Genomic DNA, 14016 nt, shown 5'->3' on the forward strand with positions numbered 1-14016 from the left:
ACGGGGCAATGTGCAACAGGGCCTGATCCATCACGGCGCGCCGCCGGCGGCCACCGGCCGGGGCGCTGTCCCGATGTCCTGCCTTCGCGGTCCGCATGCGGATTTCAGAGAGAAGCAGTCCACCAGGATACTGTTTTAACTTGTGTCCATTTCGGCCCCGCAATCCGGGGCCCTGCGGTTGCGGGACACTAGCACCGTCCCGCGCCCGCGTCGCCCCTTGCCGTGCCGGCGGGTATCACGACCCGGACAGCCTGCGCCACTCGGCGCGGCCTTCCTGGTCCAGTTGGGCAAAGGTGGCGTCGTCCAGCGTCAGCCCGGCGGCGGCGACGTTCTCGTCGACATGGTCGGGGCTGCCGGTGCCGGGGATCGGCAGCATCACCGGCGCGCGGCGCAGCAGCCAGGCCAGCGCGACCTGCCCGGTGGTCGCCCCCAGATCCTGCGCCACCCGGGTCAGCGCGCCATGGGCGTGGGCCAGGCCGCCCGCGGCCAGCGGCGCCCAGGGGATGAAGCCGATATCGTGCGCGACGCAATAGTCCAGCACGTCCTCGGACAGCCGGTTGACCAGGTTATAGCGGTTCTGCACCGTCGCGACCGGGAAGAAGCGGCGGGCGCGCTCGATCATCTCGACCGACACTTCCGACAGGCCGACATGGCGGATCAGTCCTTCCTGCCGCATCTCGGCGATCGCCTGGAACTGCGTTTCGGGCGGGCAGTCGGGACCCACGCGATGCAACTGCCACAGATCGATCCGCGCCACGCCCAGGCGGCGCATGCTCATGAGCACGCATTGCCGCAGATAGTCGGGATTGCCGACCGGCCGCCAGACATTGGGCCCGTGACGGGTGTGGCCGCCCTTGGTGGCGATCACCAGCCCGTCATACGGATACAGCGCCGCCCGGATCAGGTCCTCGCTGACATAGGGGCCGTAGCTGTCGGCGGTGTCGATCAGGGTGACGCCGCACGCCGCCGCGCGGCGCAGCGTGGCCAGCGCCCGCGCGCGGTCCGGGGGATCGCCCCAGATGCCGGGGCCGGTGATCCGCATGGCGCCGAAGCCCATGCGCGCCACCGGAAGGTCGCCGCCGATCGGGAACAGGCCCGCCTGCCTGGCGTCGGGATGGGCGCCAGGGTGGACGTCGGAATGGGACATGCGCGACCTCCTCGCTCGGGGATGACCGGAACCGCGTCCAGCCGTAGGAACAGAAGATGGCAGCAGCAAGGCAGGTCCGGCCGGATGCCGGACCGTCAGCCCAGCATCCTGCCGATGACCCGCGCAGTATAATCCACCACCGGGATGATGCGCCCGTAATTGATGCGTGTGGGGCCGATCACCCCGATCGCGCCGACGATCCGGTTGCTGTCGGTCCGTGCCGGCGCCACCACCACCGACATGCCCGACAGGCCGAACAATCCGCTTTCCGCCCCGATGAAGATCCGCACGCCCTCGGATTCCTGCGCCAGTTCCAGCAGGCGCAGCATGGTTTCCTGCGTTTCCAGCCGGTCGAACAGCATCTGGATGGTCGACAGGCGCTCGATTTCCGTCACGTCGGCCAGCAGCCGCGCCTGCCCGCGCAGGAACAAGGTGCCGCCGCGATCGGCTTCGCTCCAGGTCGCCAGGCCGCTGGCCACCACTTCGGCGGTCAAATGGTGCAGTTCGCTGCGATTGGCCGCCATGTCGGCGCGCACATGGTCGCGCAGTGCCTCCAGAGTGCGGCCGGCCAGGTGGGCGTTCAGATAGTTCGCGGCCTCGACCAGGGCCGAGGGCGGCAGGCCAGGCGGGGTCTCGATCACCCGGTTCTCGACCTGGCCGTCCGCCCCGACCAGGACGACCAGCGCGCGGCCCGGGCCCAGCGCAACGAATTCGATATGCTTCACGGCCCCGTCGCTCTTGGGCGCCAGCACCAGCCCGGCGGCCGAGGACAGGCCCGACAGCATCGACGATGCCTCGGACAGCATGTCCTGCAGCGAGCGGCCCCTGATCTCGAGCGCGCGGGTGATCGCATCGCGCTCGTCGTCGGCCAGGCTGCCGAACTGCAGCAATCCGTCGACGAACAGCCGCACCCCCTTTTCCGTCGGCAGCCGCCCGGCGGACGCATGGGGCGAGAACAGCAGCCCGGCCTCGGTCAGGTCGGCCATGACGTTGCGGATCGTCGCCGGCGACAGCGACAGCGGCAGCCGCCGCGACAGGGTGCGCGAGCCCACCGGCTCGCCGGTTTCCACATATTGCTCGACGATTTCGCGCAGGATCGCCGCCGAGCGTGCATCCAGTCCCGGCGGCAGGGCGGGGCGCGAGACCGGCAGACCCAGATCCATATTCCTTGTCCTCCTTGGCGCCCGGACAGAACGATCGGCATAAATCTGGCGCGCCGGCGCGCGCGTGACAAGAACGGAGGGGAAATGTGACGGGAGGAACGTGACGGGAAAGGAATGTGACGGGGAAGGAATGTAACGGGGACTGGCAATCGCCCCCGGGCTCGGGTTATCTCCGCCCGGTCACCGACACAAGCCTGCCGATCCGGAGAGCCGATCCCATGACCCCCCGCCCTTCGGGCCGCGCGCCCGACGCGATGCGCCCCGTTTCCATCGAGACGGGTTTCGCCCGCCACGCCGAAGGATCGGCCCTGATCCGCGTCGGCGGGACCGAGATCCTGTGCGCGGCCACCGTCGAATCGCGGGTGCCGCCCTTTCTGCGCGGCCAGGGCAAGGGCTGGGTGACCGCCGAATACGGCATGCTGCCGCGCGCGACCCACACCCGCGGCGGCCGCGAGGCGGCGAAGGGCAGGCAATCGGGCCGCACCCAGGAAATCCAGCGCCTGATCGGCCGTTCGCTGCGCGCGGTGGTGGATCTGGCGGCGTTGGGCGAGATGTCGATCACCGTCGATTGCGACGTGCTGAACGCCGATGGCGGCACGCGCTGCGCCGCGATCACCGGGGGCTGGGTCGCGTTGCGCCTGGCCCTGGACAAGCTGGTGCGCAACCGGGTGCTGGCCCGGTTGCCGCTGCGGGCCCAGGTCGCCGCGGTCTCCTGCGGGCTGACGCAGGCCGGCCCGGTGCTGGACCTGGATTACGACGAGGACAGCACCGCCGCCGCCGACGCCAATTTCGTGCTGACCGAAACCGGCGGCATCGTCGAAATCCAGGGCACGGCGGAACATGCGCCGTTCTCGCAGGCGCAGTTCGAGGCCCTGCTGGCCCTGGCGCAAGCCGGCACCGTGCCGTTGTTCGCGGCCCAGCGCGCAGCGGTCGATGCTGCCCTGGGGGCCGCCCTGGGCACCACCCTGGGCGCCCCGCCGCCGGAAACCCCCTGAATCGCGGCCCGAACGGAGACACCCGATGACGATATCCGACACGCGCCGCCTGGCCGCCGGCGACACGCTGGTCCTGGCCAGCCACAATGCCGGCAAGCTGGCCGAATTCTCCGCCCTGCTGGCCGGTCACGGCGTTACCCTGGTATCGGCCGGGCAGCTCGGCCTGCCCGAACCCGAGGAAACCGCCGACAGCTTCGCCGGCAATGCGGCGCTGAAGGCGCGGGCCGCCGCCACGGCCAGCAACCTGCCGGCCCTGGCCGACGATTCCGGCCTGTGCGTCGCGGCCCTGGACGGCGCGCCCGGTATCTATTCCGCCCGCTGGGCCGGCCCGGCGAAGGATTTCCCCGCCGCCATGGCGCGCATCCATGCGGGCATCGGCGGCAATCCCGACCGCGCGGCCTGGTTCATCTCGGTCCTCTGCCTGGCCTGGCCGGACGGCACGCTGCGTACCTTCGAGGGCCGGATCGACGGCCGGATCGCCTGGCCGCCGCGCGGCGGCAACGGCCACGGCTACGACCCGGTCTTTCAGCCCGTGGGCGAGGCCCGCACCTTTGCCGAGATGCCCGAGGCCGAGAAGAACGCGATCAGCCACCGCGCCCTGGCCTTCGTCCGGTTCCGTGACGATTGCCTGCCGCCGGCCCATCCGTGACGGCACCCGCCGAGGCCCCGCGCGCGGCGGGTGATGCGGCGCTTCGCGCGGCCGGCGGCCCGCTCGCACGGCTGGCCGGCCTGTCCGGGCTGGCGCGGCTGCTGCCGCCCGGCGTCCTGCTGCTGGCTTTGCTGCTGACGGCGCCGCTGCTGGCGCTGTCCGACCATGTCTCGACGAACTATAACGAGGGCTGGAACGCCTATCTGGCGCTGCGGGCCCTGGCGCACGATCCGGCACGGCCGCTCTATCCGCCGCCGGGCAGCATGGTGTTCAACAACTACCCGCCGCTGTCCTTTCCGCTGGTGGGCCTGCTGGGCAGGCTGACCGGCGACATGATCGTGGCCGGCCGGATCGTCGCCCTGGCCGCGCTGCTGGCCGGCGGCGCCCTGGTCGCGTGCTGCGTCCGGCGGATGGGCGGCCGGCGGGACGCGGCCCTGGCGGCCGGGCTGATGCTGCCGCTTTTCGTCTGCACCGGGTTTTCCGCCTATGTCGGGATCGACGACCCGCAATGGCTGGCCCATGCCCTGATGCTGGGGGGACTTGCCGTCCTGCTCGGCGGTGCGCGTCCGGCCGCGCCGTCGGTCCGCCGCGCCGTCCTGGCGGCGCTGCTGGTCGCGGCCGGCGGGTTTGTGAAACATAACCTGATCGCCCTGCCGCTGGCTGCCACCGCCTGGCTGGCCTGGCATGACCGGCGGGCCCTGGCGGCGTGGTGCGGCGCCGGGCTTGTCGCGGTGCTGGGGGGCTTTGCGCTGGCGCGCTGGCTGTACGGCCCTGCCTTCCTGACCGACCTGCTGCATCATGACCGGGTCCTGTCGGCGCGCCAGGTCCTGGACGGGGTGGCCAAATTGCCGGCCATGGCCGGCCCGCTGCTGGCGGCCGGGCTGCTCTGGCTGCGGCCGGCCCCCGGCGGAGGCGGCACGCCGGCGGGGCGGGGCCGCGTGCTGGTCCTGTTGTTCCTGGCCCTGGCGCTGGTGACGGGACTGGCCCAGCGCCTGGGCGACGGCGTCAATTACAACGCGCAGTTCGAGACCCTGATCGCCGCCTGCCTGGCGACGGGGCTGGTCCTGGCGCGCGACCCGGCGGATGGGCGGTTCTGGCGGCTGGGCTTCGGACGGCTGGGCTTCGGGCGCTGGCGCCTGTCCCCGGCGCGGCTGGCGCTGGTCGCCGCCATGCCGGCCCTGGCGATCGCGCCGTTTCGCCTGGCGCATGACCTGGACGCCGTCCGCGCCCGGCCCGCCGAGGCCAGGCAATGGCAGGCGGCGATCGGCCGGCTGCGCGCCGCGCCGGGGCCGGCCGCCTGCGAAACGCTGGCCCTGTGCTATTGGGCCGGCAAGGACGAGACGGTCGATTTCTTCAACCTGACCCAGGCCATGCTGGTCGGGCGGCAGACCTTTCCGCTGGACGCGATGGCCAGGCGGCATGTCTTCGGGCTGGTCGAACTCAACATGGCCGGCGGACGCCATCGCGAGGCCCTGGCCCAGCGCGGCCGCGACCCGGTGGACGCGCCGCTTCGCGCGGCGGGCTATGTTCCGCTGTTCGCCGGCCCGGACAGGACTGTGTTCCTGGCGCCGCCCCCGGTGCGCTGAGCCTTCGAGGCGAGGCGAGGGCGTCGCGCGATCAGCGTCCGGTCAGGATCTGCGCGACGAGCTGGCCGACCGTCGGCACGAAGCCGTCGGCATAGAACGGGTCGGTGGCGAAGCGCCACGCGTTGGTGCCGCCGAACATCAGGTTGTCGTCCATCGCCGCCTCGGCGTCGTCCCCGTGGGCGTGGGCGATCGTCTGAAGCGTCTTCTGGATGCAGAACGAGCGGGGATCGGCCTTGTGCCCGTTGGTGAAGTCCGGCCCGCGCTGGCTCCAGTTCGAGAAGCGGCATTCCGACAGGCAGCCCATGCAGGCCACCTGGTCGGCCAGGATCTCGCGCGCCTGGTCCCGGGTCACGAAGATCAGGGTGGAGTCCGGCGTGCGCATCGCCTCGGTGAAGCCCTGGGATTCCCACAGGCGGACATGCTCGCGGTCGGCCTCGGTCATGAAGACCTGGCGGGCCCGCGCGCCCACGCCATAGGACGCGGTATGCTCGCCGACCGGTTCGGTCGAATAGGCGACCTGGCGTTCGGAGCGCGCCTGCAATTCCCGCAGGAACGGGTTGTTCACCGCCGAGGAATAGAATCCGGTGGGCGAGAAGCGGTTGAGGAACACATCCCCCTTCTTCAGCGTGCGCAGCCTGCGCTTCCACGCCTCGGGGATCGGGCTTTCGCGGGTCAGCAGCGGCCTGGTGCCGAACTGGAAGGCGATCGGCCCCAGTTCCGGATTGTCGATCCAGTCCTGCCATTCCTCCAGCCACCACACGCCGCCGGCCATGATGATCGGCGTGTCGTGCAGGCCGAACTGGCGCATCAGCCTGCGCAGTTCCAGCACGCGCGGCATCGGGTCCTCGGGCGTGCGCGGGTCCTCGGTGTTCGACAGGCCGTTATGGCCGCCGGCCCGCCAGGGGTCTTCGTACACCACGCCGCCCAGCAGGTCCGACGTCTTGTGGAAGGACCGTTTCCACAGCGCGTTGAAGGCCCGCGCCGAGGATACGATCGGGTAGTAATGGATGCCGAACGTCGCCGCGATCTCGGACAGGCGATAGGGCATGCCCGCCCCGCAGGTCAGGCCGTGGATCAGGCCCGGCGCGCCTTCCAGCACGCCGCTGATCACGCGCTCGGCCGCGCCCATTTCCCACAGGATGTTGGCATGGACGCGCCCGCGCCCGCCGGACACTTCGTGGGCGATGCGGGCCTGGGCAATGCCGCCGCGAATGGCGTATTCCACCAGTTCCTCATGCCGCTCGCGCCGGGTGCGGCCATGATAGAGCTGCGGCACCGGCCGGCCTTCGGCATCGTAGGAATCGGCATTGACGATCGACACCGTGCCGGCGCCTCCTGCCGCCGCCCAGTGCCCGGATGATATGCCGGTCGACACCGACACGCCCTTTCCGCCCTCGACCAGCGGCAGGACATCCACCCCGCCCATCCGGATCGCATTGATCGCCTTCATCATTACCCTATCGTCATCGCGCCGGCGGAAGCGGCCGGCGCCTGGTAGCCATGGCCCTTACGGGGCTGATATGGGGCGCCCCATACGGAACGGACAGCCGCGCGGCGGCGGCGCGGACCCGTCGTCCGGCCGCCGCGCCCGGCCCGCCGTACTCAGCGTGCCGGCGGACGGCCCGGCTTGGCGCCCACGGTCTCGGTGATGTCGGCGCCGGTTTCCTGATCGACCACCCGCATCGACAGCTTCACCTTGCCGCGATCGTCGAAGCCCAGGACCTTCACCTTCACCACGTCGCCCTGGTTGACCACGTCGGTGGTCTTCGCCACCCGGCCCTGCGACAGTTCCGAAATATGGACCAGGCCGTCGCGCGCGCCCAGGAAGTTCACGAACGCGCCGAAATCGGCGGTCTTGACCACCTTGCCGGTATAGATCGCCCCCAGTTCGGGCTCGGCCACGATGCCGCGGATCCGCTCGATCGCCTTGGCGGCCTGATCTTCGGACGTGGCGGCGATCATGATCGTGCCGTCATCGTTGATGTCGATCTTCGCACCCGAATATTCAACGATCTCGCGGATCACCTTTCCGCCCTGGCCGATCACGTCGCGGATCTTTTCCTTGGGCACGGAGATCGTGGTGATCTTCGGCGCCGAGGCCGAGACGTCGGCGCGGCCTTCGGTCAGCGCCTTGGCCATCTCGCCCAGGATGTGCAGCCGGCCCTCGCGCGCCTGTTCCAGCGCGATCTTCATGATCTCGGGCGTGATCGAGGTGATCTTGATGTCCATCTGCAGGGAGGTGACGCCCAGCTCGGTGCCCGCGACCTTGAAGTCCATGTCGCCCAGGTGATCCTCATCCCCCAGGATGTCGGACAGCACGGCGAAGCCGCGATCTTCCTTGATCAGCCCCATGGCGATGCCGGCCACCGGGCGGCGCAGCGGCACGCCGGCATCCATCAGCGCCAGCGAGGTGCCGCACACCGTGGCCATCGAGGACGACCCGTTGCTCTCGGTGATCTCGGAGACGATGCGCATCGTGTAGGGGAAGGCATCCTTGCCGGGCAGCAGCGGATGCACCGCGCGCCAGGCCAGCTTGCCGTGCCCGATCTCGCGCCGGCCGGGCGAGCCCATGCGGCCGCACTCGCCCACCGAATAAGGCGGGAAATTATAGTGCAGCATGAAATTGGTGCGGTATTCGCCTTCCAGCGCGTCGATCACCTGCTCGTCCTGGGCGGTGCCCAGCGTGGCGACGACCAGGGCCTGGGTCTCGCCGCGGGTGAACAGGGCCGAGCCATGGGCGCGCGGCAGGATGCCGACCTCGGACACGATCGGGCGGACCGTCTTCAGGTCGCGCCCGTCGATGCGCAGGCCGGTATCCAGCACGGCGCTGCGCACCACGTCGGCTTCCAGCTCCTTCAGCATCGGCTTGGCCGCGTCGGCGTTCAGGCCTTCCGCCGCCAGGCCGGCCAGCACGGCCTCCTTCGCGGCGCCGACCTTCTTGTAGCGCTCCTGCTTCACGCGCTCCTGATAGGCGGCGGCGATCGCCGCGCGGCCCAGCGCGTCGACCCGCTGCTGCAGCGCGATTTCCTCGGCCGTCGGCTCGGCCAGGTCCCACGGCGCCTTCGCCGCGTGCTCGGCCAGCGCGATGATGGCGTCGATCACCGGCTGGAAGGCCGCATGACCGAAGGTCACGGCGCCCAGCATCACCTCTTCGCTCAGCTCGCCCGCCTCGGACTCGACCATCAGCACGCCTTCCGACGTCCCGGCGACCACCAGGTCCAGCGCGCTGTCCTTCATTTCGGCCAGGGTCGGGTTCAGCACATATTCGCCGTTCAGATGGCCGACGCGGCAGGCCGCGACGGGGCCGAAGAACGGAATGCCCGACAGGGTCAGCGCCGCCGAGCAGCCGACCAGCGCGGCGATGGCCGGGTCATTCTCCAGGTCGTGGCTCAGCACGGTGGCGACGACCTGGACCTCGTTGCGGAAATTGTCGGGGAACAGCGGGCGGATCGGACGGTCGATCAGGCGCGAATTCAGCACCTCGATCTCGGACGGACGGCCTTCGCGCTTGAAGAAACCGCCCGGGATCTTGCCGGCGGCGAACGCCTTTTCCTGGTAATTGACGGTCAGCGGGAAGAAATCCTGCCCCGGCTTGACGCTCTTGGCGCCGACGGCGGTGCACAGCACCACCGTGTCGCCGTAGGTCACGACGACGGCGCCGTCGGCCTGGCGGGCGATCTTGCCCGTCTCCAGCACCAGCGGACGTCCGCCCCAGTCGATTTCCTTGCGATAATAATTGAACATTCAGACATTCCCTGTCCGGCGGCCGGCCCGATGGGGTGGAAGGCCCCGGACGGAGGGAGAAGAAACAGCGTCTCGGACGGCATGGTGTGTGATGGTCGCCCACCAGAACGCCATGTGGCCTGAAACGCTGCGACCCGGTCCGGATGTCTCCACCGACATGGCGGCAGCATGTTGCCCCGGCCCACGATTGGGCAGGGGATGGCCGTTCCGGCCCGGCGGGGCAAAAGGGATCGGCCCCGCCGCCCGTCAGATCAGCGACGCAGGCCCAGGCGGCCGATCAGGGCCTGGTACCGCGCCCCGTCCTTGCGCTTCAGATAATCCAGCAGGCCGCGACGGCGGCCGACCATCATCAGCAGACCGCGGCGCGAATGGAAATCCTTCGCGTGGGTCTTCAGGTGCTCGGTCAGGTTGTTGATCCGTTCGGTCAGCAGCGCGACCTGGACCTCCGGCGAGCCGGTATCCTGGGCGGCGGTCTGATATTCGCCGATCAGCGTCGTGCGGCGTTCTGCGGTAATCGACATCGTGTTCTCCATTCACATGCGGTTAAAGCATACGGTCCGGGCGCAGCCAGCCATCCTCCAGCCGGCAGAGCCCGATCACCCGCTTCCCGTCCATTCCCCGCGCGATCCCGCCCGCGGGATCGACGGCGTCCGGAATCCGCCCCATCAGGTCGAGCAGGCTGATCGCCCGCCCGTGTGACAGGGCATCCGCTTCTTCGTGGGTCAGGGCCAGCGCCGGGATGTCGGCCAGCGCGGTCGCGACCGGAAGCAGCAGATCCGGTGAAGCAGGCGCGTTGTCGTCGCTTGTCGCTATTTTGTCCAGCTTAATTGCATCCGCCTCGGAAAATGGACCGACCCGCAGCCGGCGCAGGGCCGCCACGTGGCCCACCGTGCCGCAGGCCCGGGCGATGTCGCGCGCCAGCGAGCGCATATAGACGCCCTTGCCGGACTCCACCTCGAAGATCGCGGTGTCGGCGTCCGGCCGGGCCACCAGCTCGAACCGGTCGACCCTGGCCGGCCGGGGCGGCAGATCCGGCGCGCGCCCGTCGCGCGCCATGTCGTAGGCGCGCTCTCCCGCCACCTTGATGGCCGAGAAGACCGGCGGCACCTGCATGATGTCGCCGCGAAAGGCCGGCAGGGCGTCGCGGAACTGCGCGTCGGTGGGGCGCACGTCCGAGGTCGCGGTCACCACGCCGTCGGCATCGTCGGAATCCCGCGCTTCGCCCAGCCGCAGGGTGAACTGGTAGCGCTTGGTCCCGTCCATGATATAGGGCACCGTCTTGGTGGCCGCGCCGAAGGCCACGGGCAGCAGCCCGGTCGCCAGCGGGTCCAGCGTGCCGCCGTGCCCCGCCTTCTGGGCGTCGAACAGGCGCTTCACCCGGTTCACGATTTCGGTCGAGGTCATGCCCGACGGTTTGTCGATCACCAGCCAGCCATCGATCGCGCGTCCGCGCTTGCGTCGCATCAGACAGAACCTTTTTCAGAATTTGAGGAGGCGTGCGTGGGGACGCCGTGCATGTGAATGCCATTCCTGTGAATGCCATTCCCTGGGCGGGGTCGCCCGGCAATCCGTCGTTCGGGACGGATTTCAGTCCAGGTCGCGGGCCACGTCGGGATGGCGCAGCAGCGCGTCGACTTCCATCGCGTAATCAAGCGCGGTATCGGGCTGGAAATGGATTTCGGGCGCCACCCGCAGCCGCAGCCCGGTGGACAGGCGCGAGCGCAGGAACGGCGCCACGCGCTTCAGCGCCGGCAGCAGGGTCTCGACGTCGCTGCGGCCCAGCCGGGCGACGAAGGCCGTGGCGTGCTTCAGGTCGGGTGAAATCCGCACCTCGGTCACGGTGATGCGGACATCGACCAGTTCGGGATCGCGGAATTCCGTCCGCGCGAACAGGTCGGCCAGCACGCGGCGCACTTCTTCGGCCACGCGCAACTGGCGCTGCGAGGGCCCCGAAGCAGGCTGGCCGGCGAGTTTCCCCGCCGGCCCCGCCGCATTCACCTTCCCGCGTGAGGAATGGCGGCTCATGCGGGCACAAGCTCCATTTCGTAGCATTCGACCATGTCGCCCTCGCGCAGGTCGTTATACCCGGCGAAGGACAGGCCGCATTCATAGCCGCGGGCCACTTCCTTGACGTCGTCCTTGAAGCGCTTGAGCTGGCTGAGCTCGCCTTCATGGATGACGACGTTGTCACGCAGCAGGCGCACGCCGCAGCCGCGCTTGACCACGCCCTCGGTGACGTAGCAACCGGCGACCTTGCCGACCTTGGTGATGTCGAAGACCTTGCGGATCTCGGCATAGCCCAGGAACTTCTCGCGGTGCTTCGGCGCCACCTTGCCCTTGACCAGTTGCTCGACGTCGTCCGCCACCTGATAGATGATCGAGTAGTAGCGGATATCCACGCCCTCGCGCTGGGCCAGTTCGCGGGCCTGCGTGGTGGCGCGGACGTTGAACGCGACGATGACCGCGTCCGACGCCTTGGCCAACTGCACGTCGCTTTCGGTGATCTGGCCGACCCCGGCCGTCAGCACGCGGACCTTGACCTCCTCGTGCTCCAGCTTCAGCACCGTGGCCTGCAGCGCCTCGGCCGAACCCTGGACGTCGGCCTTGATGACGACGGCGACTTCCTTCTGCGCGCCGGCCTGGATGCGGGCCAGCATCTGGTCCAGCGTGCCGCGCGCCGCGGTCTGCCCGGCCGCCATGCGGTCCTTGATCACCCGCTGGCGGAATTCCGAGATCTCGCGGGCGCGGTTCTCGTTCTCGACCACCACGAAGGGTTCGCCGGCACCCGGCACGCCGGCAATGCCCAGCACCTCGACCGGGGTTGCCGGACCGGCGTCCTGCACCTGGCGGTTGCGGTCGTCCAACATCGCGCGCACCCGGCCCCATTCGGCGCCCGCCACCACGATGTCGCCGCGCTTCAGCGTGCCCTTCTGCACCAGCACGGTCGCCACGGGCCCGCGCCCGCGATCCAGCCGGCTTTCGATCACCGAGCCTTCGGCGACGCGATGCGGATTGGCGCGCAGGTCCAGGATTTCCGCCTGGAGCAGGATGGCTTCCTCCAGCTTGTCCAGCCCGGTGCGCTTCAGCGCCGAGACCTCGACATCCTGGGTGTCGCCGCCCATCGCTTCGACCACGATCTCGTGCGACAGCAGTTCCTGCCGCACCCGGTCCGGGTTGGCGCCGGGCTTGTCGCACTTGTTGATCGCCACCACGATCGGCGCGTGCGCCGCCTTGGCATGCTTGATGGCCTCGATCGTCTGGGGCATCACCCCGTCATCGGCCGCCACCACCAGCACCACCACGTCGGTCACCGACGCGCCGCGGGCGCGCATGGCGGTAAACGCCTCGTGACCCGGCGTGTCGATGAAGGTGATCTTGGCCCCGGAGGCCAGGGTGACCTGATAGGCGCCGATATGCTGGGTGATGCCGCCGGCCTCGGCCGCCGCCACGTCGGTGGTGCGCAGCGCGTCCAGCAGCGACGTCTTGCCGTGGTCGACATGGCCCATGACCGTGACGACCGGTGGACGCGGCTGCAGTTCCTCGGGCCGGTCCTCGATCCCTTCGATGCCGATCTCGACGTCGCTGTCGGCGACGCGGCGGACACGATGGCCGAATTCCTGCACCACCAGCTCGGCGGTGTCGGCGTCCAGCGACTGGGTCACCGTGGCCATCACGCCCATCTTCATCAGGGTCTTGATGACCTCGCCCTGGCGGGCCGCCATGCGGTTGGCCAGTTCCTGCACCGTGATCGTCTCGGGCAGCACGACGTCGCGCACCACGCGCACCTGATCCGAACGCAGGCGTTCCAGCTCCGCCTGGCGGCGCTCACGCTCGCGCTGGCGCCGGACCGAGGCCAGCGAACGCGTCTTGTCGTCATCGCCCTCGATCGCCGCCTGGACGTCGATGCGGCCCGACCGGCGGCTGTCGCCGCCCTTCTTGGCGGTGGCGCCCGACGGCTTGCGGGACGGCGCGGCACCGCCGCCCGGACGGCGCGCGGGACGGCGTTCCTCGTCGCCCTCGGCGGCGCGGCCGGTGCGCAGGCGCAGCGTCTCGCCGGGCGCCTGCGGCGTGGCGGAGGCGGGCGCCGCCGGACGGCTGGGCGTCACGGGGCGCGCCGGCATGATGGCGCGCTCGGCCAGCGGGCGCAGGCGTTCCATCGGCGGCGCCAGCGTCACCTCGCCGGGGATCGGCACCGCCGACACGACGGGGCCGCTGCCGGCCTGCGGCTCGGCCTCGGGCTCGGGCCGCGGCCGGGCATGGCGCGCCACCTCGGCCTCGGCCCGCGCACGGGCGTCGGCCTCTTCCTGCTCGCGGGCCGCGTCCTCGGCGGCGCGGCGGGCTTCTTCCTCGCGGCGGCGCGCTTCCTCGGCCGCCGACAGGATCATGATCTTTTCCTGCTCGCGCCGCTCCTGCTCGCGTCGGACGGCTTCCTGCCGCTGCTCTTCGAGGACGCGCTGGCGGGTGGCCAGCTCGGCCGCCGTCAGCGCCCGGCCGCCATTGCCGCCCCGTCCGCCGGCCCTGCCGCCGCCGGACGAACCGGAGCCGCTGCCCGCGGGGGCCGGACCGGGGCCGCGCTTCTTGCGCACCTCGACCTGCACCACCTTCGAACGACCATGGCTGAAACTCTGCCGCACGGAACCGGCGTCAACCGTCCGTCCGACATCCCTCCGGCCCGCCGGCCGCAGGGACAAGCGTCCCTTACCCTGATCCTGATCGTTGCCTTCGCTCATGT

General features: G+C 70.3%; 11 protein-coding genes. 3 read left to right on the plus strand and 8 right to left on the minus strand.

The genetic code is table 11. The features are described from left to right. Positions 1–235 precede the first annotated feature (235 nt). Positions 236–1147, minus strand: coding sequence for an aldo/keto reductase (locus QN315_RS10365; RefSeq protein WP_323989197.1), 912 nt, complete (start codon positions 1145–1147; stop codon positions 236–238). Between the two features lie 95 nt (positions 1148–1242). Beyond that, positions 1243–2310, minus strand: coding sequence for a heat-inducible transcriptional repressor HrcA (hrcA, locus tag QN315_RS10370; RefSeq protein ID WP_176641317.1), 1068 nt, complete (start codon positions 2308–2310; stop codon positions 1243–1245). A gap of 218 nt (positions 2311–2528) precedes the next feature. On the opposite strand from hrcA, the gene rph reads away from it, so the two are divergent. From rph to QN315_RS10385, 3 genes are read left to right on the plus strand one after another with little or no spacing between them, the layout of a single operon-like run. Beyond that, a complete protein-coding gene (gene rph / locus QN315_RS10375) occupies positions 2529–3305 on the plus strand; it encodes a ribonuclease PH (RefSeq protein WP_323989198.1) in 777 nt (258 codons plus the stop codon). A gap of 25 nt (positions 3306–3330) precedes the next feature. Next, complete coding sequence (gene rdgB, locus QN315_RS10380; protein WP_323989200.1) at positions 3331–3954, plus strand: RdgB/HAM1 family non-canonical purine NTP pyrophosphatase; 624 nt, start codon at positions 3331–3333, stop codon at positions 3952–3954. Further along, positions 3951–5540 carry a hypothetical protein gene (locus tag QN315_RS10385; RefSeq protein WP_323989201.1) on the plus strand — a complete coding sequence of 530 codons (1590 nt, stop codon included), beginning with the start codon at positions 3951–3953 and terminating at the stop codon, positions 5538–5540. Before rdgB ends, QN315_RS10385 begins: the two co-directional genes overlap by 4 nt. Before the next feature lie 31 nt (positions 5541–5571). On the opposite strand, the gene QN315_RS10390 is transcribed toward QN315_RS10385, so the two are convergent. The 6 genes from QN315_RS10390 to infB all read right to left on the minus strand — a co-directional run bounded on the left by QN315_RS10390 (position 5572) and on the right by infB (position 14014). Then, on the minus strand, positions 5572–6990 hold the full coding sequence (locus tag QN315_RS10390) for a nitronate monooxygenase (RefSeq protein WP_323993383.1): 1419 nt from the start codon (positions 6988–6990) through the stop codon (positions 5572–5574). Positions 6991–7142: 152 nt separating this feature from the next. Beyond that, entirely contained in the window at positions 7143–9284 is a 2142-nt protein-coding gene (gene pnp / locus QN315_RS10395) for a polyribonucleotide nucleotidyltransferase (RefSeq protein ID WP_323989202.1), read from the minus strand. Positions 9285–9535: 251 nt separating this feature from the next. Then, positions 9536–9805, minus strand: a complete 270-nt coding sequence (gene rpsO, locus QN315_RS10400; RefSeq protein WP_176641329.1) for a 30S ribosomal protein S15 — start codon at positions 9803–9805, stop codon at positions 9536–9538. A 22-nt stretch (positions 9806–9827) separates the two neighbouring features. Further along, positions 9828–10748: a tRNA pseudouridine(55) synthase TruB gene (gene truB, locus QN315_RS10405; protein WP_323989204.1), complete on the minus strand. Its 921-nt coding sequence runs from the start codon at positions 10746–10748 to the stop codon at positions 9828–9830. A gap of 123 nt (positions 10749–10871) precedes the next feature. After that, entirely contained in the window at positions 10872–11309 is a 438-nt protein-coding gene (rbfA, locus tag QN315_RS10410) for a 30S ribosome-binding factor RbfA (protein ID WP_176640866.1), read from the minus strand. Next, the gene (infB, locus tag QN315_RS10415) at positions 11306–14014 is read right to left on the minus strand and encodes a translation initiation factor IF-2 (RefSeq protein ID WP_323989206.1); all 2709 of its coding nucleotides are present in this window, start codon (positions 14012–14014) and stop codon (positions 11306–11308) included. The genes rbfA and infB overlap by 4 nt, the downstream gene beginning before the upstream one ends. Positions 14015–14016: the final 2 nt, after the last annotated feature.

This window comes from Nguyenibacter sp. L1, from assembly GCF_035199985.1.
Taxonomy (GTDB): Bacteria; Pseudomonadota; Alphaproteobacteria; order Acetobacterales; family Acetobacteraceae; genus Gluconacetobacter; species Gluconacetobacter vanlangensis.

Coding starts and splice junctions, on each gene's coding strand:
- QN315_RS10365 (WP_323989197.1), bottom strand. CDS start 1,147: ATGTCCCATTCCGACGTCCACCCTGGCGCCCATCCCGACGCCAGGCAG.
- hrcA (WP_176641317.1), bottom strand. CDS start 2,310: ATGGATCTGGGTCTGCCGGTCTCGCGCCCCGCCCTGCCGCCGGGACTG.
- rph (WP_323989198.1), top strand. CDS start 2,529: ATGACCCCCCGCCCTTCGGGCCGCGCGCCCGACGCGATGCGCCCCGTT.
- rdgB (WP_323989200.1), top strand. CDS start 3,331: ATGACGATATCCGACACGCGCCGCCTGGCCGCCGGCGACACGCTGGTC.
- QN315_RS10390 (WP_323993383.1), bottom strand. CDS start 6,990: ATGAAGGCGATCAATGCGATCCGGATGGGCGGGGTGGATGTCCTGCCG.
- pnp (WP_323989202.1), bottom strand. CDS start 9,284: ATGTTCAATTATTATCGCAAGGAAATCGACTGGGGCGGACGTCCGCTG.
- rpsO (WP_176641329.1), bottom strand. CDS start 9,805: ATGTCGATTACCGCAGAACGCCGCACGACGCTGATCGGCGAATATCAG.
- truB (WP_323989204.1), bottom strand. CDS start 10,748: ATGCGACGCAAGCGCGGACGCGCGATCGATGGCTGGCTGGTGATCGAC.
- rbfA (WP_176640866.1), bottom strand. CDS start 11,309: ATGAGCCGCCATTCCTCACGCGGGAAGGTGAATGCGGCGGGGCCGGCG.
- infB (WP_323989206.1), bottom strand. CDS start 14,014: ATGAGCGAAGGCAACGATCAGGATCAGGGTAAGGGACGCTTGTCCCTG.